This is a genomic window from Bacillus sp. OTU530 (assembly GCF_038440375.1).
This window is the reverse complement of sequence record NZ_JASATP010000027.1, coordinates 13444-38125: the sequence shown is the minus strand read 5'-3', so window position 1 is coordinate 38125 and position 24682 is coordinate 13444. Positions and strand designations below refer to the sequence as shown.

Annotated in this window: 16 protein-coding genes, 9 tRNA genes, 2 other RNA genes and 1 pseudogene; 21 read left to right on the top strand and 7 right to left on the bottom strand. The window is 39.9% G+C overall.

Annotated features, from left to right (window positions below; translation table 11 throughout):
- Positions 1 to 81: 81 nt before the first annotated feature.
- The 14 genes from AAHB12_RS18990 (at position 82) to AAHB12_RS18925 (ending at position 6727) form a co-directional block, all read left to right on the top strand.
- Complete coding sequence (locus AAHB12_RS18990; protein ID WP_342046491.1) at positions 82 to 2610, top strand: aldose epimerase family protein; 2529 nt, start codon at positions 82 to 84, stop codon at positions 2608 to 2610.
- A 517-nt stretch (positions 2611 to 3127) separates the two neighbouring features.
- Positions 3128 to 3210 (top strand) — tRNA-Leu (locus tag AAHB12_RS18985).
- Positions 3211 to 3393, top strand: a non-coding RNA gene (gene ssrS, locus AAHB12_RS18980) — 6S RNA. It abuts the tRNA gene before it with no gap.
- Positions 3394 to 3431: 38 nt separating this feature from the next.
- An RNA gene (ffs, locus tag AAHB12_RS18975) (signal recognition particle sRNA large type) lies at positions 3432 to 3698 on the top strand.
- Positions 3699 to 3712: 14 nt separating this feature from the next.
- Positions 3713 to 3788: transfer RNA gene (locus AAHB12_RS18970), tRNA-Ala, on the top strand.
- A gap of 7 nt (positions 3789 to 3795) precedes the next feature.
- A tRNA-Asn gene (locus tag AAHB12_RS18965) sits at positions 3796 to 3870 on the top strand.
- Between the two features lie 3 nt (positions 3871 to 3873).
- A tRNA-Ser gene (locus AAHB12_RS18960) sits at positions 3874 to 3964 on the top strand.
- Between the two features lie 245 nt (positions 3965 to 4209).
- Positions 4210 to 4294: transfer RNA gene (locus tag AAHB12_RS18955), tRNA-Tyr, on the top strand.
- Positions 4295 to 4322: 28 nt separating this feature from the next.
- A tRNA-Leu gene (locus AAHB12_RS18950) sits at positions 4323 to 4406 on the top strand.
- A gap of 32 nt (positions 4407 to 4438) precedes the next feature.
- Positions 4439 to 4510, top strand: a tRNA-Gly gene (locus AAHB12_RS18945).
- 5 nt (positions 4511 to 4515) lie between these two features.
- Positions 4516 to 4596: transfer RNA gene (locus tag AAHB12_RS18940), tRNA-Leu, on the top strand.
- 309 nt (positions 4597 to 4905) lie between these two features.
- On the top strand, positions 4906 to 5991 hold the full coding sequence (locus tag AAHB12_RS18935; RefSeq protein ID WP_129726373.1) for an FUSC family protein: 1086 nt from the start codon (positions 4906 to 4908) through the stop codon (positions 5989 to 5991).
- A gap of 424 nt (positions 5992 to 6415) precedes the next feature.
- The gene (locus tag AAHB12_RS18930) at positions 6416 to 6565 is read left to right on the top strand and encodes a hypothetical protein (RefSeq protein WP_342046489.1); all 150 of its coding nucleotides are present in this window, start codon (positions 6416 to 6418) and stop codon (positions 6563 to 6565) included.
- A gap of 84 nt (positions 6566 to 6649) precedes the next feature.
- A tRNA-OTHER gene (locus AAHB12_RS18925) sits at positions 6650 to 6727 on the top strand.
- A 158-nt stretch (positions 6728 to 6885) separates the two neighbouring features.
- On the opposite strand, the gene AAHB12_RS18920 is transcribed toward AAHB12_RS18925, so the two are convergent.
- The 5 genes and pseudogenes from AAHB12_RS18920 to AAHB12_RS18900 form a co-directional block, all read right to left on the bottom strand.
- Entirely contained in the window at positions 6886 to 7047 is a 162-nt protein-coding gene (locus AAHB12_RS18920; protein ID WP_342046487.1) for a YjcZ family sporulation protein, read from the bottom strand.
- Between the two features lie 144 nt (positions 7048 to 7191).
- Positions 7192 to 8325 carry a glutamate 5-kinase gene (proB, locus tag AAHB12_RS18915; protein WP_129726371.1) on the bottom strand — a complete coding sequence of 378 codons (1134 nt, stop codon included), beginning with the start codon at positions 8323 to 8325 and terminating at the stop codon, positions 7192 to 7194.
- A gap of 19 nt (positions 8326 to 8344) precedes the next feature.
- Complete coding sequence (proC, locus tag AAHB12_RS18910; RefSeq protein WP_342046486.1) at positions 8345 to 9187, bottom strand: pyrroline-5-carboxylate reductase; 843 nt, start codon at positions 9185 to 9187, stop codon at positions 8345 to 8347.
- Between the two features lie 503 nt (positions 9188 to 9690).
- A pseudogene (locus tag AAHB12_RS18905) lies at positions 9691 to 9920 on the bottom strand (voltage-gated chloride channel protein); the annotation flags it as partial.
- Between the two features lie 228 nt (positions 9921 to 10148).
- Positions 10149 to 11111, bottom strand: a complete 963-nt coding sequence (locus tag AAHB12_RS18900) for a D-2-hydroxyacid dehydrogenase (protein ID WP_129726369.1) — start codon at positions 11109 to 11111, stop codon at positions 10149 to 10151.
- Between the two features lie 236 nt (positions 11112 to 11347).
- On the opposite strand from AAHB12_RS18900, the gene AAHB12_RS18895 reads away from it, so the two are divergent.
- Together AAHB12_RS18895 and AAHB12_RS18890 are read left to right on the top strand one after the other, a co-directional pair.
- On the top strand, positions 11348 to 12052 hold the full coding sequence (locus AAHB12_RS18895; protein WP_446715585.1) for an IS607 family transposase: 705 nt from the start codon (positions 11348 to 11350) through the stop codon (positions 12050 to 12052).
- 163 nt (positions 12053 to 12215) lie between these two features.
- A complete protein-coding gene (locus AAHB12_RS18890; RefSeq protein ID WP_342046485.1) occupies positions 12216 to 13517 on the top strand; it encodes an IS200/IS605 family accessory protein TnpB-related protein in 1302 nt (433 codons plus the stop codon).
- A gap of 957 nt (positions 13518 to 14474) precedes the next feature.
- On the opposite strand, the gene AAHB12_RS18885 is transcribed toward AAHB12_RS18890, so the two are convergent.
- Positions 14475 to 15326, bottom strand: coding sequence for a glycerophosphodiester phosphodiesterase (locus tag AAHB12_RS18885; protein WP_342046483.1), 852 nt, complete (start codon positions 15324 to 15326; stop codon positions 14475 to 14477).
- 435 nt (positions 15327 to 15761) lie between these two features.
- Between AAHB12_RS18885 and AAHB12_RS18880 the strand changes: the two genes are divergently transcribed.
- Together AAHB12_RS18880 and AAHB12_RS18875 are read left to right on the top strand one after the other, a co-directional pair.
- The gene (locus AAHB12_RS18880; RefSeq protein ID WP_342046482.1) at positions 15762 to 16613 is read left to right on the top strand and encodes an alpha/beta fold hydrolase; all 852 of its coding nucleotides are present in this window, start codon (positions 15762 to 15764) and stop codon (positions 16611 to 16613) included.
- 489 nt (positions 16614 to 17102) lie between these two features.
- Positions 17103 to 19133: a glycoside hydrolase family 97 protein gene (locus AAHB12_RS18875; protein WP_342046480.1), complete on the top strand. Its 2031-nt coding sequence runs from the start codon at positions 17103 to 17105 to the stop codon at positions 19131 to 19133.
- A gap of 266 nt (positions 19134 to 19399) precedes the next feature.
- Here AAHB12_RS18875 and AAHB12_RS18870 read toward each other — a convergent pair whose 3' ends face one another.
- On the bottom strand, positions 19400 to 19714 hold the full coding sequence (locus AAHB12_RS18870) for a helix-turn-helix transcriptional regulator (protein WP_342046479.1): 315 nt from the start codon (positions 19712 to 19714) through the stop codon (positions 19400 to 19402).
- On the opposite strand from AAHB12_RS18870, the gene AAHB12_RS18865 reads away from it, so the two are divergent.
- From AAHB12_RS18865 to AAHB12_RS18855, 3 genes are all read left to right on the top strand, one after another.
- Complete coding sequence (locus AAHB12_RS18865) at positions 19702 to 20214, top strand: GH32 C-terminal domain-containing protein (protein ID WP_342046526.1); 513 nt, start codon at positions 19702 to 19704, stop codon at positions 20212 to 20214. The two genes, AAHB12_RS18870 and AAHB12_RS18865, sit on opposite strands and share 13 nt — an antisense overlap.
- Before the next feature lie 602 nt (positions 20215 to 20816).
- Positions 20817 to 22940: a DNA helicase RecQ gene (gene recQ / locus AAHB12_RS18860; protein WP_342046478.1), complete on the top strand. Its 2124-nt coding sequence runs from the start codon at positions 20817 to 20819 to the stop codon at positions 22938 to 22940.
- 390 nt (positions 22941 to 23330) lie between these two features.
- Positions 23331 to 24680, top strand: a complete 1350-nt coding sequence (locus AAHB12_RS18855) for an FAD-binding oxidoreductase (protein ID WP_342046476.1) — start codon at positions 23331 to 23333, stop codon at positions 24678 to 24680.
- Positions 24681 to 24682: the final 2 nt, after the last annotated feature.

Below are 24682 nucleotides of genomic sequence, written 5' to 3'. Positions count from 1 at the left end.
GGTGAATGTGGGAATGCTATGAGGAATACCACCATAAATACTTATATATGAATTAATGTGAATGTGAAGGAGGTCAGTCCAATGGTTTCGAAAGAAATACTGGATGGCTTTGAAATATACACATTACAAAACGAGAAGATGATTGCATATTTGTGTCCGGCATTGGGCAACAATTTGTATAGGTTATGGGATCAGGTTACACAAAGTGAAGTGCTAAGGACACCAAAAGGTCTTAATGTGTTAAAAGAGAAAGCCATTTACTACGGTATACCTGTTTTGTTTCCGCCAAATCGAACGCGTTTTGGCCGTTTTGAGTTCCAAGGAAGAGTCTATCAATTGGATATTAACTGGGAAAACAAGCATAATAACCATGGATTTCTCGCGTGGCATCCATGGAAAGTAGCAGCCACTATGCAAATTGGTAACAGTCAGTCTGTCACTTCGACATTTGCTACGGTGGATTTCCCAGATGTTTTGCGACAGTATCCTCATGATTTGTTTTTTAGCATGACATATGACTTAAGTGGAAGTACGTTAACACAAAAAGTAAGCATTACAAACCGAGGAACAGTAACCGCGCCTGTTGGCTTCGGATTGCATCCATGGTTTCATATTGGTTATGAACCGGAAAAATGGATGTTTACACTTCCTGTGTCCTATGAGTGGGAGTTAGATTCTGAATTAATGCCAACAGGTAAATTGATGAACCTGGGTTCTTATGAATTATTAACTCAAGGGATGAATGTAAAGTATGTGGAAATGGAGAAATTGTTTTCAATCGGCAGTCACCCCCATCTGGCCGTGCTTTCCAGAAAAGATTATGAAATTCGAATCCAAACTTCTGAATTATATAAGTACTGGCTTATATATACAATGGGAGAGACTGATAAAATTATAAGTATTGAACCTTATACCTGGGTAACAAATGCGCCAAATCTCTCTTTGCCCCCTGAGTTAACCGGAATAATAGCTCTTCGGTACGGTGAAACAATAAAACTTACAACTACAATAGATATTACGCATCAAAGTGATAATAGCCATTGTAATAGTCAATTCTGTAAACCTCAATTTTTAGCATTATGCAATAGTCAAGATAACCATGTAATACTCCACAAGGACATTGACCAACAAAACCATAACCAAAATCAAAGGAAAGACTCCCCTTATAGTTATTACAATGAAAAATACCGTTCCCAGCTCCACTTTTCTCCAGAAAGAAATTGGATAAATGATCCCAATGGTTTGGTTTATTATAAAGGAAAATACCATATGTTTTATCAATACAACCCTTATGGTGACAAGTGGGGGAATATAAGCTGGGGGCATGCGGTAAGCAAAGATCTTGTACACTGGGAACAGCTTCGGGTTGCCTTAACACCTGATGGACTCGGACTGATATTTTCAGGAAGTATTGTAGTGGATAGACATAATACAAGTGGGTTATTTAAAGAAAGCTCTGAAGGTTTAGTCGCAATATATACTAGTGCAGGAGAAATGCAACAGCAAAGTCTAGCTTATAGCACGGATGAGGGAATAACATGGACTAAATACAAAGGTAATCCAGTTATTCCAAACCCAGGAATAAAGGACTTTAGAGATCCAAAAGTTATGTGGTATGAGAAAGAATACAAGTGGATTATGGCTTTAGCTGCTGGAGATCATATACAGTTTTATTCTTCTAAAAACTTAACGGATTGGAAATACATGAGTAGGTTCGGAGAAAATGAAGGATCTCATGGAGGTGTTTGGGAAGTTCCAGAATTGATTGAACTCCCTGTTGATAATGATCCGAACAATACCAAATGGTTATTGAAGGTCGATATAAATCCCGGATCTGTTGCTGGAGGTTCTGGAGGACAGTATTTTATCGGGGCATTTGACGGTATGAGGTTTATCAATGAAAATCCTCCGAATGAGATTCGCTGGGTAGATTATGGAAAGGATTTTTATGCTGCTCAAACATGGTTTAATACGGGTAGCCGAAAAATTTGGATTGGTTGGATGAACAATTGGCAATATGCCGATGTCACCCCCACTAATCCGTGGAGGGGTGCAATGTCTCTTCCAAGGGAATTAGCATTAAAAACATTTCGGGGAGAAGGAGTTAAGCTGATTCAAATGCCGGTTAAAGAACTGAAAGGAATTCGAAAAAGTCAATATCAATGGAAAAATGAAAAGGTAATGCCTGGGAAAAACATTCTTTCCAATATTAATGGTAAAACAGTTGAAATTGTAGCTGAATTTGAGTTGGGATCTGCTTCTGAGTTTGGGTTTAAAGTAAGAAAATCAGCCGCTGAAGAAACTGTTATAGGATATGATACAGAACGGCACATCTTGTTTGTAGATCGTACTTGTTCAGGGGAATTTATTTTTTCTCCTGCTTTTGCAGGGAGACATGAGGCTATTTTGAATCCGATTCAAGATGGAATAAAGCTTCACGTTTTTGTAGATTGGTCCTCTGTTGAGGTATTTGGAAATGATGGAGAAATTGTTTTTACCGACTTGATTTTCCCGAATCCATCAAGTGATCGGATAGAACTGTATAGCAAAAATGGATATGTTAAGTTGAGTTCTTTAATAGTGAATGAATTAGAGTCCATCTGGCAGTAAGAAAATCGGACGCAGATTGGATAGGAGAGGGGAGAGAGTTACCCTCTCTTTTTGGTTTACACTTTAAGAAAGTATAAATTTCTAGCTGGATGGCCAGTTCGACGTAGCGAGAAATTTTAGGAATAAAGTTATAAGGGCAACTACACCTCTGTCTTCGCCCGGGGAGCAGGGCTCGCCAATCGGCGACTGTTCTTTACGGTATGATTTCTGGTTGTTGTGTAATGTTAATGGTATGTAGATAAACAAAAAATAATGGATCTTTGCGTTGGTAAAGCTGGCAATAAATACATTGCAAAAACGTATTTAAAAACTTAAATGTTTGTTGTATACTGACTAAGCAGTGAACGAAATGCTTTAAATACATGCCGCTTAAATCGGTAAGGCATGATTGAATAAACATCGAAGTAACTGCTTCAGCGTACTCATCGAGCTGCTGTTTGAAATAGCCTTTTTGAGATGAGGACGATGAGAAAATTAGTAAGTGGTTGGGGGCTCTAGCTCGCACCATTGTTATCATGCGACCGTGGCGGAACGGCAGACGCGCTAGGTTGAGGGCCTAGTGAGAGCAATCTCGTGGAGGTTCAAGTCCTCTCGATCGCATATGTCCTGCAATGTTCGTGATCCCTACATGTTTTAAACCGTAAGATTGATTCGGGATTCCTAATGTATTTGACTGATGCCACGCCTACTCGTTTAGGATCGCAGGAAGGTCAATATGCGGAAACCCACCTGTGAGAGCGGGTTTATAAAACATCTGGGAACACGGCATATGGTGGGAATGCCTTTAAAAAAGACATAGTTTATTCTATATTAAATACATACCGTGATAGGCGGGGAGATAGCGGTGCCCTGTAACTCGCAATCCGCTCTAGCGAGGCTGAATTCCTTTCAGCGGTATGATGGATGTAAGGCTTTGCCTTATATAAGCGGTGTTGACCTTTGGAGTCCTCGCAACAGAACCCCATGAATTTGGTCAGGTCCGGAAGGAAGCAGCCATAAGTGGAATGTTCTGTGTGTCGCAGGGTCGCTCTGAACGAGCTGGCTGTATAAGTAACACTTATGTCATCATATCAATGAAAGGTTCACGGTGTTTCACTCATTTGGGGCCTTAGCTCAGCTGGGAGAGCGCCTGCTTTGCACGCAGGAGGTCAGCGGTTCGATCCCGCTAGGCTCCACCATAAGTATTCCGCAATAGCTCAGCGGTAGAGCAATCGGCTGTTAACCGATAGGTCGTAGGTTCGAATCCTACTTGCGGAGCCAAATAGAGAAGTACCCAAGTGGCTCAAGGGGCTCCCCTGCTAAGGGAGTAGATCGGGTAACCGGTGCGAGGGTTCGAATCCCTTCTTCTCTGCCATACATATGATGATTTTTAGCTATAAGATATGAGGATCACAGCAATCATCATATGATAAGAGTGATGTTTTTTCTAAGGTTTCCTTTATTAAAAAGGGATTGCATGAAAGAAAAAGACATGTTATATTGTTCTTCCGCCAATGAGGGTTCATACGAAATGATGGTTGGAAAGAAAAAGAAATAAATTTAAAATCTATACATTTAGTTTATGTGTTTTGACGAATTCAATTTTTTTAAACATTTTCTGGAGGGGTAGCGAAGTGGCTAAACGCGGCGGACTGTAAATCCGCTCCCTCAGGGTTCGGCGGTTCGAATCCGTCCCCCTCCACCATCGGATTTGAATAAGATGTTTGAAGCTTGCGGGTGTGGCGGAATTGGCAGACGCACCAGACTTAGGATCTGGCGCCTTTGGCGTGGGGGTTCGAGTCCCTTCACCCGCACCATTTATAATTGTATATGATATAGTGTTTGTCATGCGGAAGTAGTTCAGTGGTAGAATACAACCTTGCCAAGGTTGGGGTCGCGGGTTCGAATCCCGTCTTCCGCTTTTATGCCGGTGTGGCGGAATTGGCAGACGCGCACGACTCAAAATCGTGTTCCTCTGGAGTGTCGGTTCGACCCCGACCACCGGTATTATTTACGAAAGAAAAATGAGAGTGCTCGTCATCTCAACATTTTTAGCGTTCCTGCTTTGGGCAGGGACGCTTTTTTTATTTCCCTGAAAACTAATAACGAATAAGGTCAAATTTGGCGCACCTGCTAAAGTGCAGTAGATGCTTGTATAAACAAAATTCAAAAGGTGGATTATATTGATGTAAGATAAGCAGACCTTCTAGTATTATAAAGGGGTTCCTTGCCATTCATGCTTAATATAGGATTGAAACATTTCTTTTTACCACTTACAACAGCGTTAACAATTAAATATGCAGAAGGTATATAATCATGAAAAAATATTTAGACATTTTGATTAGATTAGGCTTTACCTTACAGGTAACGAAAACCGCTCTTGCAGCAGCAGTATCCTGGTGGGTTGCGACACTATTATCCCAAAACCAATACCCATATTTCGCCCCGCTAGCTGCCATTTTAACTTTACAAGTAACTGTTGCTGACTCCTTGAAAAAAGCCTCGTATCGAATAACAGGAATTATTTTAGGTGTGGTAGTTACTGTATTAATCAGTCATTGGCATACCTTTGAAATCAGTGTTGGCACGATCTTTATGCTCGTACTTATTGCAATGACGATTCCAACAGCTATGCATTTAAACCCACAGATTATATCACAGGTTGGGGTTAGCGCATTATTAGTATTTGCTTTTGGCCAACATCAAGGATATGCAGCAGGAAGAATCATTGAAACCATTATCGGATCAGGAATAGCCATTATCATTAATGCATTTTTGTTCCCTGCTAATACGATGCCAGCCGCCGAGCAAAGCATTCTGGTACTTAGTCAACTCTCTTCAAGCGTTCTCAAGAGTTCAGTAACCTTATTGAAAGCAACTACTGAAAAAACCCATACAGAACGAAATAACATCAGGGATTTGGTGAAGGAAACAGAACGATGTATTCAAACCGTACAATTAACGCAGCAAAGTCTAAAATATAGTCCGTTTCTCATGAAGGTAAGAATACGATTAACGCATATTACCTTAGGAATGAATCAATTAGAAGATGTTACAATACAAGTCCGTGACGTATACAGAGGCTTGTTCGACTTACGTTCCGCAAAGGAGTTTCAAAATGAGTATGCACATATAGAAGGAGTGAAGCCTGCTATAGAATCAACAGCTTCTTGTATTGCTTATTTTGGAAAGGTAATTATTGAATCTTCGAAAGAATCTTTGTCTACGCTTATGACTAACATTGAAGGGGCGCGTTCTATTCAGTCGCGGTGCCTCTCAGATATACGGAATGTAGAATCTCTGCCCATACTGCGAGATTTAGGGGGAATTCTTACTGACTTAAGCCGTATATTGAGAGAATTAGAAGAAGCAGCTTTAGCTTTGACAAAAAACAACGGTTAAAATGACATCCATCACTGTTTTCAGCAGCCAACGGATAGACTGATAAAAGCTCCTGCTTCTGGTAAAATACCGTTCCGATAACAGGTCCGTATTGATGAGTCCAGCGCATAGTAGTTATAAGATCTGCCTATGAAAAGTTTTTTGAAGATGGGGCCTATACAGGCTTCTACAGTGCAGGCTGTAATTTTTACTTAAGCTAATTACAAATCAATACGCTCAGAATGTATTGATACTAAAGAGAATAGTAGATTCAGGCAAGTCTGAAACATCTCCAAGGAGAAATCGAGATCCTGTCCATGCAAGCGTGGAACATGTATGGTTTACCTCCGAGCAGCGGTTATCTTCATAGCACACGAATATGCATGCAATGGGAATGGATGAAAAAGAGGTTACTCCATCATAACGAAAGTGGGGAGGGAGAAAATTGAAGCATCAACAGCTTATGAAGGATGGTAAGTTAAAATATAAGTTTGTTAAAGAATTTGAGGTTGAGGGTGGTGCAAGACAGTTGGAAGCAAAACTTATTAAGCAATATAAAAAGTTAGGTCAAGCAAAATTCAACAAACATTGTTGACAAAAACAGGGGGCAGGTGCATAATTATCCATAATCTTACGCGTCGTTTTTTAGGAAAATTGAACAAATGTTGATTTGCCAATAGTCGGTGTGGGGTAGGTAGAGAGTTACGACTCAAAATCGTGTTCCTCTGGAGTGTCGGTTCGACCCCGACCACCGGTATCAACATAGTCAGAAAACCAGTAAAGTCAATGGAATACGAAATAAATTAGAATCCATCTGTAACATCCAAAGAAAAATTCGATCGTCAGTTGACAATCGAATTTTTCAACAATGTGAAAAACCTCGCAAAAGAATGATGCGAGGTTTTTGCATAGTTTTTAGCAGAAGCCGTAGCCACCGTAACCGCCGTGGCCGCCACAAAAACAAACTGCACCGATAATGATAAGTAGGATAAAGAGAACAATGATTAATGCAAATCCATGACCAAATCCATGTCCATGTCCATGACCAATTCCACACTCTGTTCCAACATTACTCATACATATTTCCCTCCTTGAGATTAAGGAAGGAGGTTCAACTACAGTATTTCCTATGGGTTATTTCACTATATTCCCCGCTGCTGTATCTTGTTACATTTCGTGGGCAAATGATGAAATCGCCTATTTTTTTGACAAATAGAGCTCTTATAAATTAATTGGAACGGAAATATGCAACTGACATACAAGCTGCTCACTATCCACGATCGGCTTTTGATGCGCTGCCAGTTTCGCTTGCGGAAGATTTTGTAACTCCAGTAATTTCTCCGAAGAATAATTTACGACACCAAGACCAATTGTTTCATCATTGCTATCTGTAATCTTAACAACTTCACCGTGATTGAAACGGCCTTTTACCTTCTGGATATGCGGAAGAAAGAGGCTTCCTTTCTTTTTCATAATAGCATTTTTAGCCCTCATATCCACAATCACTTCCCCACGCGGGCCAGAATTAAAGGCAATCCATTGCTTTTTCAAGTTTAGATTCATAGCACTGGTCGTTACTTCAAAGTAGGTTCCTATTGCTTTTTGGTAAACTGCATCATATAAAATATCCGGAGTGCTTGCTTTTCCCAGGAAGGAGGGAATGCCGGATGCTATTGCAATTTTAAAAGCATCGATTTTTGATTTCATTCCGCCGGTTCCGATAGCACTCCCCGCTGCACCAGCAGCCTGTTCTATGTCTGGGGTGATGTTATAGATCCTTTCGAATCGCTTTGCGTGTGGATGCTTTCTTGGATCAGCATCATATAGGCCATCGATGTCTGATAAAATAATTAACATATCAGCATCCACAAGCCCAGCGACTTTTGCGGACAAGGTATCATTATCGCCAAATTTTAGCTGATTTATGGCTACAGTATCATTTTCATTGATAATGGGAACAATCCCGCGCTCTAGCAAAATGTTAATCGTATTTCGGACATTGTTGTAACGATCTTCGGCAGAAAAATCATCTCTAGTTATTAGGATTTGGGAGGCAACATAGCCATGGGATAAGAAAAGCTCTGAATAAGCCTCCATTAAAAGCCCCTGTCCAATAGAGGCAGCAGCTTGTTTTTCTATCAGAGCAGTTGGACGTTGCAGGAACCCGAGCTTTCGATAGCCAGCTGCAACTGCACCTGATGAAACGAGGAGAACTTCATGTCCATTATCTTTTAAACGTACCACTTCATCTACTAATTTTTCTAGCTTCCTACGACTAATTTGACCGTGTTGGCTCGTGAGCGAGGTGCTGCCAATTTTCACAACCACTCGCTTATTCGTCGTGTCGGATATCATGTAATCACTCCTATCGTTTTTATACAGTCTTTGTTTCTTTCCTAAGCTGTGCACTAATTTCTTGTGACCGCTTTGCAGCACCTTTGACAGCTTGAGCAATCGCTCTTCCGCCTCCGTGTTTTTTGAGGGCTGCTAATCCAGCAGCAGTCGTACCATTCGGAGATGTAACTTTTTCCCTGAGCTCAGCGGGTGTGTCGTTTTGCTGCATGATCATTTTAGCAGCACCGAGAATTGTTTGTGCTCCGATGTTACGCACCACTTCGCTGTCTAATCCGGCTTCCTTTCCGACTGCTTCAATATGCTCCATCAAATAATAAAAATAAGCAGGGCCGCTTCCAGCAATGCCTGTAAAAATATCCATATGATTTTCATCAATGATGTATACTTCACCTAAACATTGCAATAATGTTTGCGCATACGCGACATTGTTTGCAGTCGTATATATTCCTGCCGAGATAGCGGTGGCCGATTCTTGGATCATCGCAGAGGTATTGGGCATTACGCGAATAACTTGTTGATCTTCATGAAGATAGTTCTCGATGTAAGCTGTGGAAATTCCTGCTAATACAGATAGGATCAACTGATTAGGCCGTATGTGGTGCTTGAGGGATTGCAGGACTGTTTGCGCGTGTTTTGGCTTCATTGCCAAAATAAGCACATCTATCTTATCAAATGATAGGTGCTCTTGTTTTATACCTTGTATTCCGTATTTGTTGTGAAGTTCCACTAATCGTTCTGTATTGCTTCGGTTCGTTACAATGATATGATTGGGAGGAGTTTGTTCTGTGGCAACGATACCAGCAATCATCGCTTCTGCCATGGAACCAGCTCCTAAAAAAGCAATCGTTGGATTCTTGACCATCTCATCACTCCTGTTTTGTGATTCGTATGTTTTGAAGAGAACAATTATGCTTAGAAAAATCAAAGAAAGGTTGATTTTCCATTTTTTTCTAATTGAATCTGCGCTGTAATTTATCTTAACATTCTCACATTTGTTGTCAAGGGAGGGAGGAAATAACGGATTATATAAATGTAATGATATTGATTGGTGCAGCACTAGCTGTTTATATGTCAAAAATATCGTGATATTTTATGAGATGGGTATGACATAATTGTCTGAATATTTTTAATTCAATTTATTTCGAAACCGTTTTCTTTTCTTTGATCATGGGAGATAAGTACGTTGATACAGGCTTAAGAAAAGAGGAGTAAAGCTTGCAAACAGAGATACTTCTTGCTAGGATAAATAACCATAAGCTGTTGGGAGGATTATACAGCTAGGCTTTTTTCTGTAAGGGGTGATAAAAAAAGATAAGGGAGAGATTTTTATTAAATTTTTTCCCTCCATCTCTCTTGTAAATTACTTCATTTACTTTTTTTCACCGAAGCTAACGTTGCCTGTTTGGGAATTTCAATCCAGCTATTTTTGGAAGCCTCAATTTGTTGAGATGTATAAATCCCTGTATGTCCTGAGAATAAGTAACTAACAATACAGGCAATGAATAAATTACACTTGCTTCCGAACCAAAGAGCTCAATTTCCATAATAAAACATGCAATCGGTGTATTTGTTGCTCCGCAAAATACGCCGATAAAATAACAAGATGTGGTACGTTTTATTGGAAAAGCCTGCAGAAATATGTTGTTTGATTTCCTTGAATGTTCGCTCTCCTTTTTTACTTAATGTTGCTCGTTTTCGATAAAAAAATGGATTCCTACTAGGAAAGTCCATTTCAGGTCACATCTCTAGTAGGAGTCATCAGCCCCGTTTAGAAAGGCTCTTAGTGTGCCCTTACGGCGTGGGTGCAGTTCATAACAGAAATATTAATACCCCTTTACATAGTCAACCAAGTTAATCCTAGGTATTGCTCCCTTGACGTAGTCACGTAAATTTGGAATGAAAATATCCTCTATTACACGTTTGTCATAATGCTCTGTTGAACCGGCCGTATGAGGAGTAATGATGACATTTTCCAACGTCCATAATGGGCTTGCTTTAGACAATGGTTCTGTTTCAAATACATCTAGCCCAGCACCAGCAATTTTCTGTTCCTGCAGTGCTTGGATTAAATGCTTTTCCGAAATCACTTCGCCGCGACCGATGTTGATCAGGAATGCGGAAGGTTTCATAAGGTGAAATTGCTGCGGACCGAATAGATGATAGGTTTCTTTTGTAAGCGGTAAGGTCACAACCACGTAATCACATTGGGGAAGGATTGTATTCAATTGCTCAGATTTGTACATCTCATCAACATAATCCTCCGGTTTGCCAGAATGGCGCAATCCAATGACCCTCATGCCAAAGGCTTTGGCGATTTTAGCAGTTTCCTTACCGATGGCGCCGACACCAATGATACCAATCGTTTTTTTATGCATTTCCAGTGATAAATTAGAATGATGCCATGTGTGTGTCATTTGGTTTCGAACGTATGTATGAATTTTTCTCGTTAATGCTAGCATTAAGGCAAAAATGGTTTCCGAGATGGGATACGCGTGCACACCATTGGCACTTGTTAATACGATCGCCCTTACTGCCAGTTCCTCTAGGGGTAAGCTGTTCACACCAGCACTCCAGCTTTGCACCCAGCGTAGCTTTGATTCCTCCAAAAGGCATTGCTGTGCCATACTTTTTCTCCAACCAGCAATAATTTCAGCATCCAGTATATGGTTCTCCCAAATAGAGCTGTCTTTGCCCGTAATAATATCCCAATCGGGTATAATTTCTTGAATACTTTGATAATGAGCCTGACTAACAGTTTGAGTAATTACAAGCTTTCTTTTTTTCACAATATCACCTACGTTTTAGTTTTTGGCCTGTACGAATTTCTTGCTGAGGGGGGGTCTTATTTCATTCTAGCATAAAATACAGAACATTTAGAAAATTAAAGCTTGATAAAATAGAACAACAAAAATTGGTTTTCGAGAAGGTTATCATTTTTTGAAACAGTGGAAAGGGTTAAAAACTGTTTTTATTGTATTGGACATAGATAGACGAATGTATCATTACATGCTAGAATTAAATTATGGAAAAATTATACAGGTTAAGTGAAGCTGCAAAGATTTTGGCGGTATCTGTTCGTACGTTACAACGTTGGGACGTAGATGGTAAAGTAAAGTTCATTCGAACTCCAAATGGAAAAAGGAGAATTTCTGAACGTGAAATCCAAAAAATTTTAGGAGAACCTCCTGCAGAGTCCTTAGAAAGAAAATTAGTCATTTACGCTAGGGTATCTTCTCATGAACAGAAGAGAAAAGGGGATTTAGAACGACAGGTACAAATTGTTAGGAGAAAAATAGATCGTTCCCTTTTCTCCTCTATTGATATTGTAGAAGACGTAGGTTCGGGTTTAAATGATAAACGAAAAGGTTTATTGAAGTTACTAACAATGGCAAAGGAAAAACAAATTACCGATGTTGCCGTTCGATACAAAGATCGTTTAACCCGATTTGGATTCGAATACCTACAATTCTACTTTGAAAGCCATGATGTCAAACTTCACGTTTTAGATGATAAGGAGAAAGCATCCACTATTCAAGAGGAACTAGTAGAAGACCTACTGTCGATTGTTACAAGTTTTTCAGGGAAATTATATGGAAGTCGGAGTAATAAGAATACACTCATGAAAGAAAAAATGAAAGGAGTTATAGAAGATGTTACAAACCTACCAGACGAAGTTGAAGAATGTACAACTGGATCATCATTTGTATGCAGAAGACTACCTCAATGAGTTTGGTGAGTTTTTTTGTTATGTAGAACGGAAGCTGTTCGTGCAGTTATATGTACGAAAACAAACGGCTTCTTCTATCAAATCTTCCTTTTCCAAACAATATGGAATCACTGCTCGACAATACAATTCCCTTCGCATGCAATTGGAAGGAAAAATAGATTCTGTGAAGGAAAACAGAACCTATAGAATCGAGCAACTGAAAGATAAGATCTCTGAAGTGGAACGTACGATAGAAAAGAAACAAAATCAAAAAGAAAAACTTTGGGAACAGATACATAAATTCAGTCAAAATGACCTTCGTTTCATGAAGAGGGTAAAAAAATATAGAAACATAAAATTCGTTCTGCATCAAAAGAAGAGAAAATTACGTAATCTGCAACATAGACTAGAATCTTTGGATTGGGATGAACAAGCGAATATTGTGCGTATTTGTTTTGGTTCTAAAAAACTATTTCATAAACAATTTCATTTAGAAGAGAATGGGTACAAGTCCCATGAAGAATGGAAAAAAGATTGGAAACAAGCACGAAGTTCTCAATTTATGGTCGTTGGTTCCAAGGATGAGACATTTGGAAATCAAAGTGCTACATATAATTTGCAGAATGAACTTCGCTTGCGTGTGGCAGATTGCTTTCAAGATAAATATGGTGAGTATATTTATTTCACAAATGTTTTATTTCCGTACGGACAAGAATGTTTAGACAAAGCAAAAGAAGCTTATAGGGGTGTTACAAAAGGAGGAAACCCAAAAAAGTATTTCAAAGCGATCACGTATCGTTTTTTACGCAACGAAAAAGGGTGGTATCTTTATGCGACAGTCGATAGAGAAACAATGGATATTCAAACCTCTGAACTTGGAGGATACATTGGGGTTGATTTGAATGCAGGTTTCCTAGTTGCTTGCGAAATCGACAGATTTGGCAATCCAATACGAGAGTGGAGCATTCCTGTTCCTATGTATGACAGAAGGAAAGAACAAATATCGGCTTCTTTAAGTGATGCAATTCAAAGCATGTTAATAGATGCAAAAGAAAAAAGAAAACATGTAGTAATAGAAAACTTAAATTTCTTTAAGAAAAAAGCTTCGTTGGGTGAAGTGAACAGAACATATGCACGTATGTTATCTGGTTTTGCTTACGCTAAGTTTAAAGATTTAGTGGAAGCAAAGGCAAAGAAAATTGGTGTAGGAGTAAAAATCATTCATCCTGCTTATACGAGTCAAATTGGTCATATGAAATTTATGGCGCGTTATGGTCTTAGTTCACATGGTTCCGCAGCTTGTATGATTGCGAGAAAAGCATATCGCTTTTCAACAGAACAACCAAAATATGACACTGTATTAGGACTTCCTAAGAATTTTGATAAACAAAAATCGAATTACGGAAATTGGATAAGTATTACGAAATATGTAAGAACAAAGTATACGTTCCATGACAAAATAGAATTATTGAAAGCAGACATATAAAATCTATGTTTACAAAGACAGAACGGGGGCAACGCTTCCCTGATACCTGTAAGGAATGATGGGACCACGTACTTCCGTTCTTGCAGCACCTGGCAATACCCTAAAGCGAGGCTAACAGCCTGACAAGAGTGTAGTGAGAGGTTACTCCTGCATCCTTGTACGTTCCTTTTCCCGTAAGGTGAAATGGTGATTTACATGTGACGGAGACGTCGAAATTGAATTGGGTTGAAAGACTCAGATAGATGGATGTTTCCATTCTTGTTTTGAAGTGTGACCCTTCAACGCGATTCGTAAGAAACACTGTTCGTCTTACGTGCAAGAATGTTTTTCTTGAACAGATATAGCTTTATAGATTGTCTATAAATGTCTATATCTTTAGGAACGGTGTCAGGATTTAAATGAGAGCTAGTACTTAGGAATGTTAAGCCGCCTGCAGGGCAGTAGAGGTACGCGATGTTTCATGAATAAAGGCAGGGGAATTCATACGTCAGTATTATCAAAGCAGGTATATATCAAGATGGTTGTGACCAAGAATAGCTGCTCCTGAGGCGAAGAAATGGGAGGATGTGTGAAAATGTCAAGGATACACTTATGGTAACGAAACAAACATCCAAAAATAACAAGAAGAAGTAAAGGGAAAAATCCGTTGCTTCTAAGATTCAACTTAAAGATGTAACAGCCTTGAAGTTATAGGGACTGTTACTATCTTGTAACCAAAACAAAAACACCTTCGCTTGATTCGTCTTCTTAGTATGCGAATCAAGCGAAGGTGTTTTGTTCCCAATACTAGTGTTCACTTCAATTGAAACTGAAGGGGTTTATAGATTCCTAGATGTATAGAATGGCGATGATGAACAGTGACATAGGCTAAGAATAAATACATATGCTTAAGATAAAAAAATATTTCTTAGTTAAGCAATCCTATTATAACGAAAGAGTCTTTTAATCTTTATAGACTTATTTTCCTTTTGTCACTTCTTGAAGTCGGTCAGGATAATTTGTAAACATTCCTGTTACGCCCCAATCAATTAATTTTCTCATTTCTTCTTTTTCATTGACAGTATACGGATGAATTTCTAACCCGCTATTTACTACCTTTTGTACATATTCTTGGCTTAAATATTTAGAATTTGGACCAATTCCAATAGCATATTCCTTTATTGCAGCAATTTCTACATCTGAAATCATAGCAGGTGATTGATATGATAATAGTTGTACTAATTTTATAGATGGATCAAGTTGATGCATTTTCAGTAAACTCTCTGGGCTAAACGATTGTACGAGCAACGTATCTTTATCGATTCGGTACTCATCGATTAATCGAAGAAGCTCTTCTTCCATTCCTGGATAGACGTTTGGAGACTTTGTTTCAATATAGTATTTCTTATTCTTTCCAAATGTCTGGAATACCTCTTCAAGTGTTGGAACTTGTAGTCCTACATACTCATCTTTTGCAGCTTCTGGATACTTTTCATTAAACCAAGAACCAGCATCAAGCTGCTTAATTTCTTCTAATGTATAGTCTTTGACACGTCCTGTCCCATTTGTTGTGCGGTCTAGTGTTTCATCATGCATAGCAATTAATTTTCCGTTTTTTGTCATTTGTAGATCCAATTCAATGTAGTCACCATGCATTTGTTCACCTATTTTATAAGAGGTGATCGTATGCTCTGGGGCATATCCAGACGCACCTCGGTGTGCAACATTCGTAATATCAGCATGTTCCTTTGCCTGAGCTGTCATACCGCTAGTAACAATACCGATCCCAAGTGTAGCGACACTTAAAGCTGTCAATAACATTTTTTTCATGGCGTTTCTCTCCCTTGCTTTTTTCGACAAAAAAAGCGTAACAAGAGAGTGTTATGATGTTATTAAGGATATGTAAAAAAATGTTTTAATTACATAAAAATGTATATATTGTAGGGTGATATTTTGTGTATGTAGAAGTTTTAAAAAGGAAATCTCTAGTATTTTGGTGCAGGGGAAAAAAGTTGTATTTCTATTTCTTAAATTTACACCAAGTTAACAAAGTAGATACCTGGATTAAACAAAGGCTTGTTAAATTACTAACAGACAGTCTGGTATTATGTTGGTCTAAAATACTACTTTCACAAGAAAGATGAATTTAGCATGAGGAAAAATCTACTTATATAAAATGATCAGGGAGTTTCATTGAAGAAGGGATAATTTCCCTTATAGTGAATATGTAATTCATAGAATATCATAAATGAAAGGGGCTATTTTATGTTATCTCCTAAATCTAGATTTGAAAGAATTAATGGCATGGAGGTTCATTTTACTGAATGGGGAAATCCACAAAAGCCAACAGTGGTTTGTTGGCACGGTCTAACCCGGAACGGGCGGGACTTTGATATTTTGGCCCGCCATTTAGCCCGGGATTATCATGTCCTTTGTCCGGATACGATTGGGCGAGGCTGGAGCCAATGGAGTTCTTCTCCTGAAAAGGACTATTGTTTTGAAAATTATAGTAAACTGGCTATTGAATTATTAGACTGTTTAGGAATTGAACAAGTCCGTTGGATTGGAACCTCGATGGGGGGCGCCATTGGGATGCGTATTGCTGGAACAACTTTGCATCAACATCGCATTACCCACTTAGTTTTAAATGACATTGGAGCAGGTGCTTCCGATAATACTGTTCTAGATATTGAAGGAATTAAACGAATTATAAGTTATGTAGGGACTCCTCCACAATTCAACACCTTTACCGAACTAAAGAATTATTATAAAACTATTTATGCCGCATTTGGTCTTTCTAATGAGCAGGAATGGATTGATTTTACCCAATATTCTTGCAGACGGAGAGATGGTGGTGGGATTAGTCCTGATTATGACCCGAACATTGCTTTGCAATTTCAGCATACAGAGGACTTAAACTTATGGAACCATTGGGAAGCTATTCAATCTAAAGTTTTACTCATTCGGGGAGAAATATCAGACGTATTGCCCCTAGATGTAGCAGTGAAAATGGAAAAGAAACCAAACTGCCAAATGGTGACAATTCCGAAACTAGGCCATGCCCCAGCTTTAAATACAGAGGAACAGATCTCCATCATCGAGAATTTTCTTCGGTAAATGATAATTATAGATGCAATATTTGTAGGCAGTAACTATAGAAACTGAGCAGTCCATACGGTAAGTTCTTACGCCGTATGGACTTTTGTCGTGGTCGAAAGTCGGATTTTCCAGGTTGCTTTTTACCTATCACCCTAACAGATGCTGACATTTTTCTCTACTTGGTTATTGAGATGGTAGCTTTCCTCGATGTAACAATGGATTCAAGTCCCGTGCATATATTAGTAAAGTAGTTAAAGTGTTAGTGTGAGGTGAGACATGGAGAACTTTTATATGATAATGTATTGTGTTACACCCGGAGATACTTTAGATTCAATAGCCAGGAATTTTAACTGCTCTATTAATAACATTATGGTGATAAATGGGTTGATATCTCCAATTCTATTCCCTGGTCAACCACTTAAAATACCTGTTCCTTTTTCAAGACATCAAAGTGGCAATTACCCTTCAAAACGATCTACAGTTCCGAAGATAAGGAAGAACGCAATTATGGATAGGGATTTTTATATTTCTTCACCAGATGGCAGAGTTCATGTCACCTTTATGTTAAAGAACGGAGTACCTTATTATGCTGTTAGATATTTTGATAAAGACATCTTGGCTGCCTCAAAACTCGGTTTTATTTTCAAAAAGGAGGCACCGCTTAATCAGAACTTTTTTATCGTCAGCAGCAGGTATGATAGTTTTGACCAAACTTGGACCCAGCCTTGGGGGGAAGTAAAAGAAATTCGGAATCAGTATAACGAATTGAGAATTGATCTTGAGGAAGCTGCCGCCGCCCATCGTAAAATGACAATCGTTTTCCGTGTATACAATGATGGACTCGGCTTTCGTTATGAATTACCAGCACAAGAGCATGTATCTGATTTTGAAATCATGGATGAGGAAACTGAGTTTTCGCTAACAGGTGATCATACTGCTTGGTGGATTCCGGCATACCAAAAAGAACGTTATGAATATCTTTATCATAAAACGCCTCTCAGTTCTATTGCCAAGTCTTTTCGTGCTGTGCATACACCACTTACTATGAAAGCAACTAACGGAGTTTACTTAAGTATTCACGAGGCGGACTTGAAAAATTATTCTTCCATGGCATTAATGCCCTTACATTCTAATAAGCTTAAGGCGGATCTTTTTCCTTGGTCGGACGGTGTTAAAGTGAAAGGATCTACCCCTTTTCAAACACCTTGGCGCACGATCCAAATTGCAGAGAATCCAGGGGACTTAATTACAAACTATTTAATTTTAAATCTTAATGAATCTAATCAATTAGGCGATGTTTCATGGATAAAGCCTGGCAAGTATATTGGTATTTGGTGGGGAATGCATCTTGGAAAGTATACTTGGGGTTCTGGACCTAAACATGGGGTAACTACCGAAAATGCTAAGAGATATATTGATTTTGCTGCTAAATACGGAATTCCGATGGTGTTATTTGAGGGGTGGAACCAAGGCTGGGACGGGGATTGGGGAGAACATGGAGAACAATTTAAGTTTACAATTCCGTACGAAGACTTTGACATACAAGAAGTGGCTTCCTATGCGGCAAAAAAAGGAGTAAAAATCATTGGCCATCATGAGACTTCTTCTGCGATTAAAAATTATGAAGAGCAAATGGAAGCGGCTTTTGCGTTTTATAAAAAATTAGGAATTCATGCAGTAAAAACAGGCTATGTAGGTCATGACCCAGCCATCAAACGTTATGATGCTCAAGGTAATGTTATAGGTTTAGAATGGCATCATGGACAGTACATGGTGAATCATTACAGGAAAGTGGTAGATACAGCAGCTCGATATCAGATTATGTTAGATGTACATGAGCCTATTAAAGATACTGGAGAAAGGCGTACTTATCCGAACATGATGACTCGTGAAGGGGCACGGGGACAGGAATATAATGCATGGAGTGAGGAGGGGGGAAACCCGCCAGAGCACACGACCATCCTCCCGTATACCCGAATGCTCGCAGGTCCCTTTGATTATACACCAGGAATTGTAGATTTATTTTTCGAGGAATATAGACCGAAAAACAGGGTGAAAAGTACTTTAGCTAAAGAGCTTGCCCTGTATGTTGTTTTGTACAGCCCGCTGCAAATGCTGGCTGATTTGCCTGAAAATTATGAGAAGAACCTTCCAGCCCTTCAATTCCTTTTAGATGTACCGGTTGACTGGCAAGACACGAAGGTTTTAAACGGTGAAATTGGGGAATATATTACGATTGCCAGGAAGGATAGAAATAGTGATGATTGGTACTTAGGAAGCATCACGAATGAAAATGGACGCATGTTTGATATCTCTTTCTCTTTCCTTGACCCGTACAAGAAATACGTAGCTGAAATCTATGCAGATGGCGTCAATGCGGATTGGGTATATCATCCATTGTCTCTTGCGATCGATAGGGTACTTGTTGATCATAACACGATACTACAATTGAGGCTGGCTAATGGAGGCGGGCAAGCGATGCGTATCCGGCCAGCTTTTGAGCATGAAGTAAATCTTACTTCCCAATATCCATCCTAATATAGACTTAACTGTAATCTTATAATGGACCAACCTCTGAGCTTTGCACACATACTGCCTTTGGTGAACCCGTACTTAGGATGTAATTCATTTTTTCTTGTTGTTCATTTCAAATTATACTCATCTCGCTTATTCTATCGTAAGGGCTTTTCTCTTGCTCTTTTTTATAATTAAATTAATACTTGTACTCCTAGGAAAGACAACTATAAGTTAAATAAAATGGGTAGGTTTAAATTAAACCTACCCAAGCAACAGCATATTTTTTTCTAGAAATTTCGTCTAAAGCTAGAAGGAGTAAGGTTAGTATTCTGCTTAAATACCTTTGAAAATTGTTGAGGATCTTCATATCCAACTGACTGAGCAATCGTATTTATAGGATAATCGGTATTTGTCAGCAGCTCTTTAGCTTTCCGAATTCGCACTTCTGTTAAGTAATCTTTAGGGCTCATACCTAACTCTTGTTTAAATAATCGATGTAAATAGGTACGGTCAATTGCTAAAGAATCTGCAAGTTCCGAAATTTGTATATCTGTTTCATAATTATTTCGAATAAAAAGAAGGAAAATTAATTCAGCGGCCAATCAAAGAACTAAAACAATTAAGATATGACCATAAAAAGTTTCAAAAGATACTCACTTCTGATGAGGGCTTTATGCTTAAAACAGGGGCTGTGTTTGAATTAGAAGTAACTTTAGAAATGAATGACTCAACCGAATTAAGTTTTGGTATTCGGGCAGATCAAAAAAATGAAGCTAAAACATTAATTCGTATTGATAGGAATAAGAGTGAGGTTGTTATCGACAGAAGTCAATCAGGAGCCAAATTTGCTACAGAGTATGGAAATACACGAAGAATTGCAGAAAATATTGGTGATGAAATAAAGTTGCAAATTTTTGTGGATCAAAGCTCGATTGAAGTCTTTATTAATGATGGAGAAAATGTTGCTTCCAGTCGAATATTTCCAAATGATGATCAAAATTATCTATTTATTGAAACCATCAATGGGAAAAGTGCTATTGAATTGGATTATTGGAAGCTAAAAGATTCAAACGAGAAGCTAAAGGCTACGGTCTACAAGTAAATAAGAAGCATAATTTTTATTTAAATACTCAAGCTCCTAAATTTAAAAATCATAGGAGTGTCAATCAATAACACTTAGATAGGTTAAAAGAATTCGTATGGGAATGGTAAGTATCGGCGGTCTTGTATAAGGCCGCCATATTTAGCTTTGCTACAGATATTAAAACCACTCTGTAATAAAATCTTGATAGTCAGCCATAGTTTCCTGGTGATTGTAACTGGTATGATATATTCTCTGAAAAGAAAATCTAGACATGAGCACCCCTCCCTGAGCGGGATCGTTCTATACTGCAAGGCACCTTTATCTGCTTACATGTATCCACAAATACCTTGACGTCTTACTTCCTCCAGCTAAGAGAGAAGGTTGTTTCATGTCTCGCAATGGGCAGTTTTTTGTAATGAGCTATAGAATCTCGCCGTGTTGCTTGTAGTTCATTATTTCTAATTATTCCTCCAACCTATCAACTTCTCAGCTGTGCTAGTGATGGTTGCTTATACTTTTAGTGCATTACACGAAGTTTCTATGAAAAGAGGACTCGTAAGAAGCTGCAAATTCTCCCAAAATGCTATAATAGAATCTGTAAAAACGAAAGGAGGAACCCTATGCTCACTCAAGCAAAACAATATCTAAAACAATACTTCGGCTATGACAATTTCCGTCCAGGTCAGGAGCAAATCATCCAAAGCGTGCTCGCAGGCAATAACACTGCCGGTATTATGCCGACAGGCGGCGGAAAATCCATCTGTTATCAAATCCCCGCGCTTCTTCTTCCTGGCATTACCATCGTCATTTCACCGCTTATCTCTTTAATGAAAGACCAAGTGGACAGTTTGGAGAGAGTCGGCATTCCAGCGACCTTCCTCAACAGTACACTCAGTGCAGCTGAGGTACGTGAACGATTAAGGGGCTTGCGCCAGGGGGCATACAAAATCTTGTACATAGCACCGGAGCGGATGGATGCACCGCAGTTTTTGGATTTACTGCAGGATATGCCTGTGTCCCTAGTGGCTGTGGATGAAGCACACTGTATTTCGCAGTGGGGTCATGATTTCCGGCCGAGCTATTTGCGCATTAAAGAAATGATAGAGTATATTCCCGGCAGCCCGGTCATGCTGGCGCTGACTGCGACGGCGACACCCCAGGTAAAAGAAGATATTTGCTTTTTACTTGATATTCCAATTTACAACACGATTGTAACGGGATTCGGACGGCCGAACTTGGCCTTTAAGGTTGTAAAGGGGCAGGACAGGCTGACTTATGTCATGCAGTACGTCAAACAGAACAGGGGAGAGGCCGGTATTGTATATGCGGCTACCCGAAAAGATGTGGATCAATTGCAGGAGCATCTGAAAAAGCAGGGTATTGCTGCAGCCAAATACCATGCAGGCATGAGCGACAGCGAGCGGGAGAGGCAGCAGGATCTCTTTTTGCAGGATGACGTAACCGTAATGGTAGCGACGAATGCCTTCGGAATGGGTATCAATAAAAGTAATGTGCGTTTTGTAATACATTATCAATTACCCAAGAATATGGAAAGCTACTATCAGGAAGCCGGCCGTGCCGGGCGTGATGGACTAGACAGCGAGTGTGTGCTGTTTTACGCGGCGCAGGACGTTCAATTGCAGCGTTATTTGGTGGAGCAGTCGCAGGCAGAAGAGACTTTGAAAAATCAGGAGCTGCATAAGCTGCTTCAGGTAAAGGATTATTGCTATACGGAGGGCTGCCTGCAGTCATTTATCCTGCAGTATTTCGGCGAGGAGCCGACCGGCCCGTGCGGTCGCTGCGGCAATTGCACCGACCAGCGGACAGCAGTCGATGTGACAACGGAGGCGCAAATGGTACTGTCGTGCATTATCCGCGCGGGGGAGCGTTTCGGTAAGACAATGATCAGTCAGGTACTGGGCGGATCATTGAATAAAAAGCTGCAGGAACTGCGGCTCAATAAGCTGTCTACCTACGGACTGTTGAAGCATAAAAGTGCAAAGGATATTACGGATTTTATTGACTTTCTTGTTTCGGAGCAATACGCAGGAACGGCCGGCGGGCAGTATCCGGTGCTGTATGTGACAAATCGGGGGCGAGAGGTGCTTGTTGGGAAGGAACGCGTGATGCGCAAAGAGGCAATGGCGGTGACGCGTGTCGTATCCGATGATGCACTGTTTATAGCACTGCGGCAAGTACGTAAAGAAATTGCTGCTGAGGAGAGAGTGCCGCCGTTTGTTATTGTGTCGGACGAGACGCTGCGTGATTTGTGTGCAAAGCTGCCGCGAACCAAAGAAGCGTTGCTTGGCATAAAAGGAATTGGAGCGACGAAGCAGGAACGATATGGAGAACGCTTTTTGCAGGTCATCATGGAGTATCTGGAAAGCAATCCAGCCTATGCTCCGGCTGTGGAAGTGCAGGAACGACCGAAAGAGCAGGTGGCGAAACAGCCATCGCATTTGGCAACGTATGAGATGTATCAGCAGGGCAAAAGCCTTCAGGAGATTGCCGCTGAGCGTCAGTTATCCCGTACTACGATTGAGAATCATATTGTACAATGTTTGGAAGAAGGGATGGCGGTGTCATGGGAGAATATTTTGACACCGGAGCAGGAGGCACTCATTCGAGAGGCGGCATTGCGTGTAGGGATGGAAAAGCTAAAGCCCATTAAAGATGAGCTGCCGTCTGACATTAGCTATTTTATGATTAAAGCTGCATTGGTAAAGACAGCGTCAACGATCTAAAGGCAGTTCATAGAAGATTTACTTCCAATAAAGAGTTTTACGTGAACTATAAAGCCGCTCAAAAGGAGCGGTTTTTTTGCTTTGCGAGACCAGCGAAGCTGTGGTCTGCTAGCCGGTGAAAGTCCAGCCCGAGTAAGTGCAAGACGCTCGGTAGCACGATTGGCAACTGGTGAAGCAATCTTAAGGTTGAAGCTCGATGACAACGTAGCTTCGATAAGAAGGGTAAGCAACTCAACAGGTTGTAATATAAAGTGAATCCTGCCGCTTCGTTAAAAGAGCCCTGAGGAAATTTTGCAACCCTTATTCCTTTCCTATAAAAATGTGTCTTTTTCTAAAGACTTTTCATAGCATATAACCCCTTTCTACATCATCTGAGAAAGGGGTTATATTTTGGAAAAGACAAAGCTTACCGGGCGAATCGTTACACCTGATGATGCTGAATATGAGCAGGCCAGAATAAATAATAATTTAAGCGTCTCTAAATTCCCAAGAATCATTGTATTTTGTCAGGATACAGGGGATGTATTAAACGCATTGAAGTGGGTGAGAGAAAATCATGTACCATTTCGAGTGAGGAGCGGTCGACATAGCTATGAAAATTTTTCGTTAGTAAATGGTGGTCTTATAATTGATGTCAGCGAAATGGATGAAGTTATGATCAATTGTGAAGACATGACAGCAAAAATAGAAGCTGGAGCTAATTTAGGGCAAGTATATAATAGATTATGGGAATACGGAACGACTATCCCTGCAGGAACTGAAAGCAGTGTGGGGCTTGTCGGTCTTACGCTCGGCGGGGGCATTGGGATGTTATCGCGATTGTTCGGACTCACTTGTGATAATCTTCTTGAAGTTGAAATGGTAATAGCAAGTGGACATAGAGATGCTAAACTGATTAGAGCAAACAGGCATCACAACAGTGATTTATTTTGGGCCTGCTGCGGCGGTGGCGGTGGGAATTTTGGAATTGTAACGTCTCTTATATTCAAGGTGCACCCCATTTCTATGGTATCCATATTCTCAATTATATGGGAGTGGGAGGATTTCGAAGTTGCATTTGACGCATGGCAGAATTGGGCACCTAACACGGATGGACGCCTAACTTCGGAAATTGAATTAAAGTCAAAGGAAGCTAATCAAATTATCGCCCAAGGTGAATTTGTCGGTCCGTCTTCCATGTTAAAGGAACTTGTCCAGCCTTTAATAGACGCAGGTTCCCCTACAGAAGTATTAGTACAGGAAGTACCATATATTGAAGCTGTTCGGTTCTTTGACGATCCAAGCGGAAATCAGCCAGCCTATCGAAAGAAATCAGGTTCTTTTCTTAATAAGCCTTTTCCGATGAAAGCGATCCTGACGATGAAGCAATTTTTAGAAAACGCTCCAAATGAAAAATCTAGCATTTGGCACCAATCTCTTAGAGGAGAAGTAGGGAGGTTTGCTCCAAATGAACCTGCTTTCTATTATAGGGATGCGATCATCGCCCAAGAGTACCTTGCTACATGGAGCAATTTTGCAGAAAAACGACGAAACATCTGCTGGATAGAAGAATTAAGGAGTGCTTTATCGCGATATGCAACTGGAGACTATGTGAATTGGCCAGATCGGTTCATCAGAGATTGGCCAACAGCATACTATGGAGAAAATTTTAAACGGCTTCGAGCAGTGAAAACAGCATATGACCCATTTAATCTATTTGAATTCCCTCAAAGCATCCCTCCTTTTATGAAATGGATTTAAAG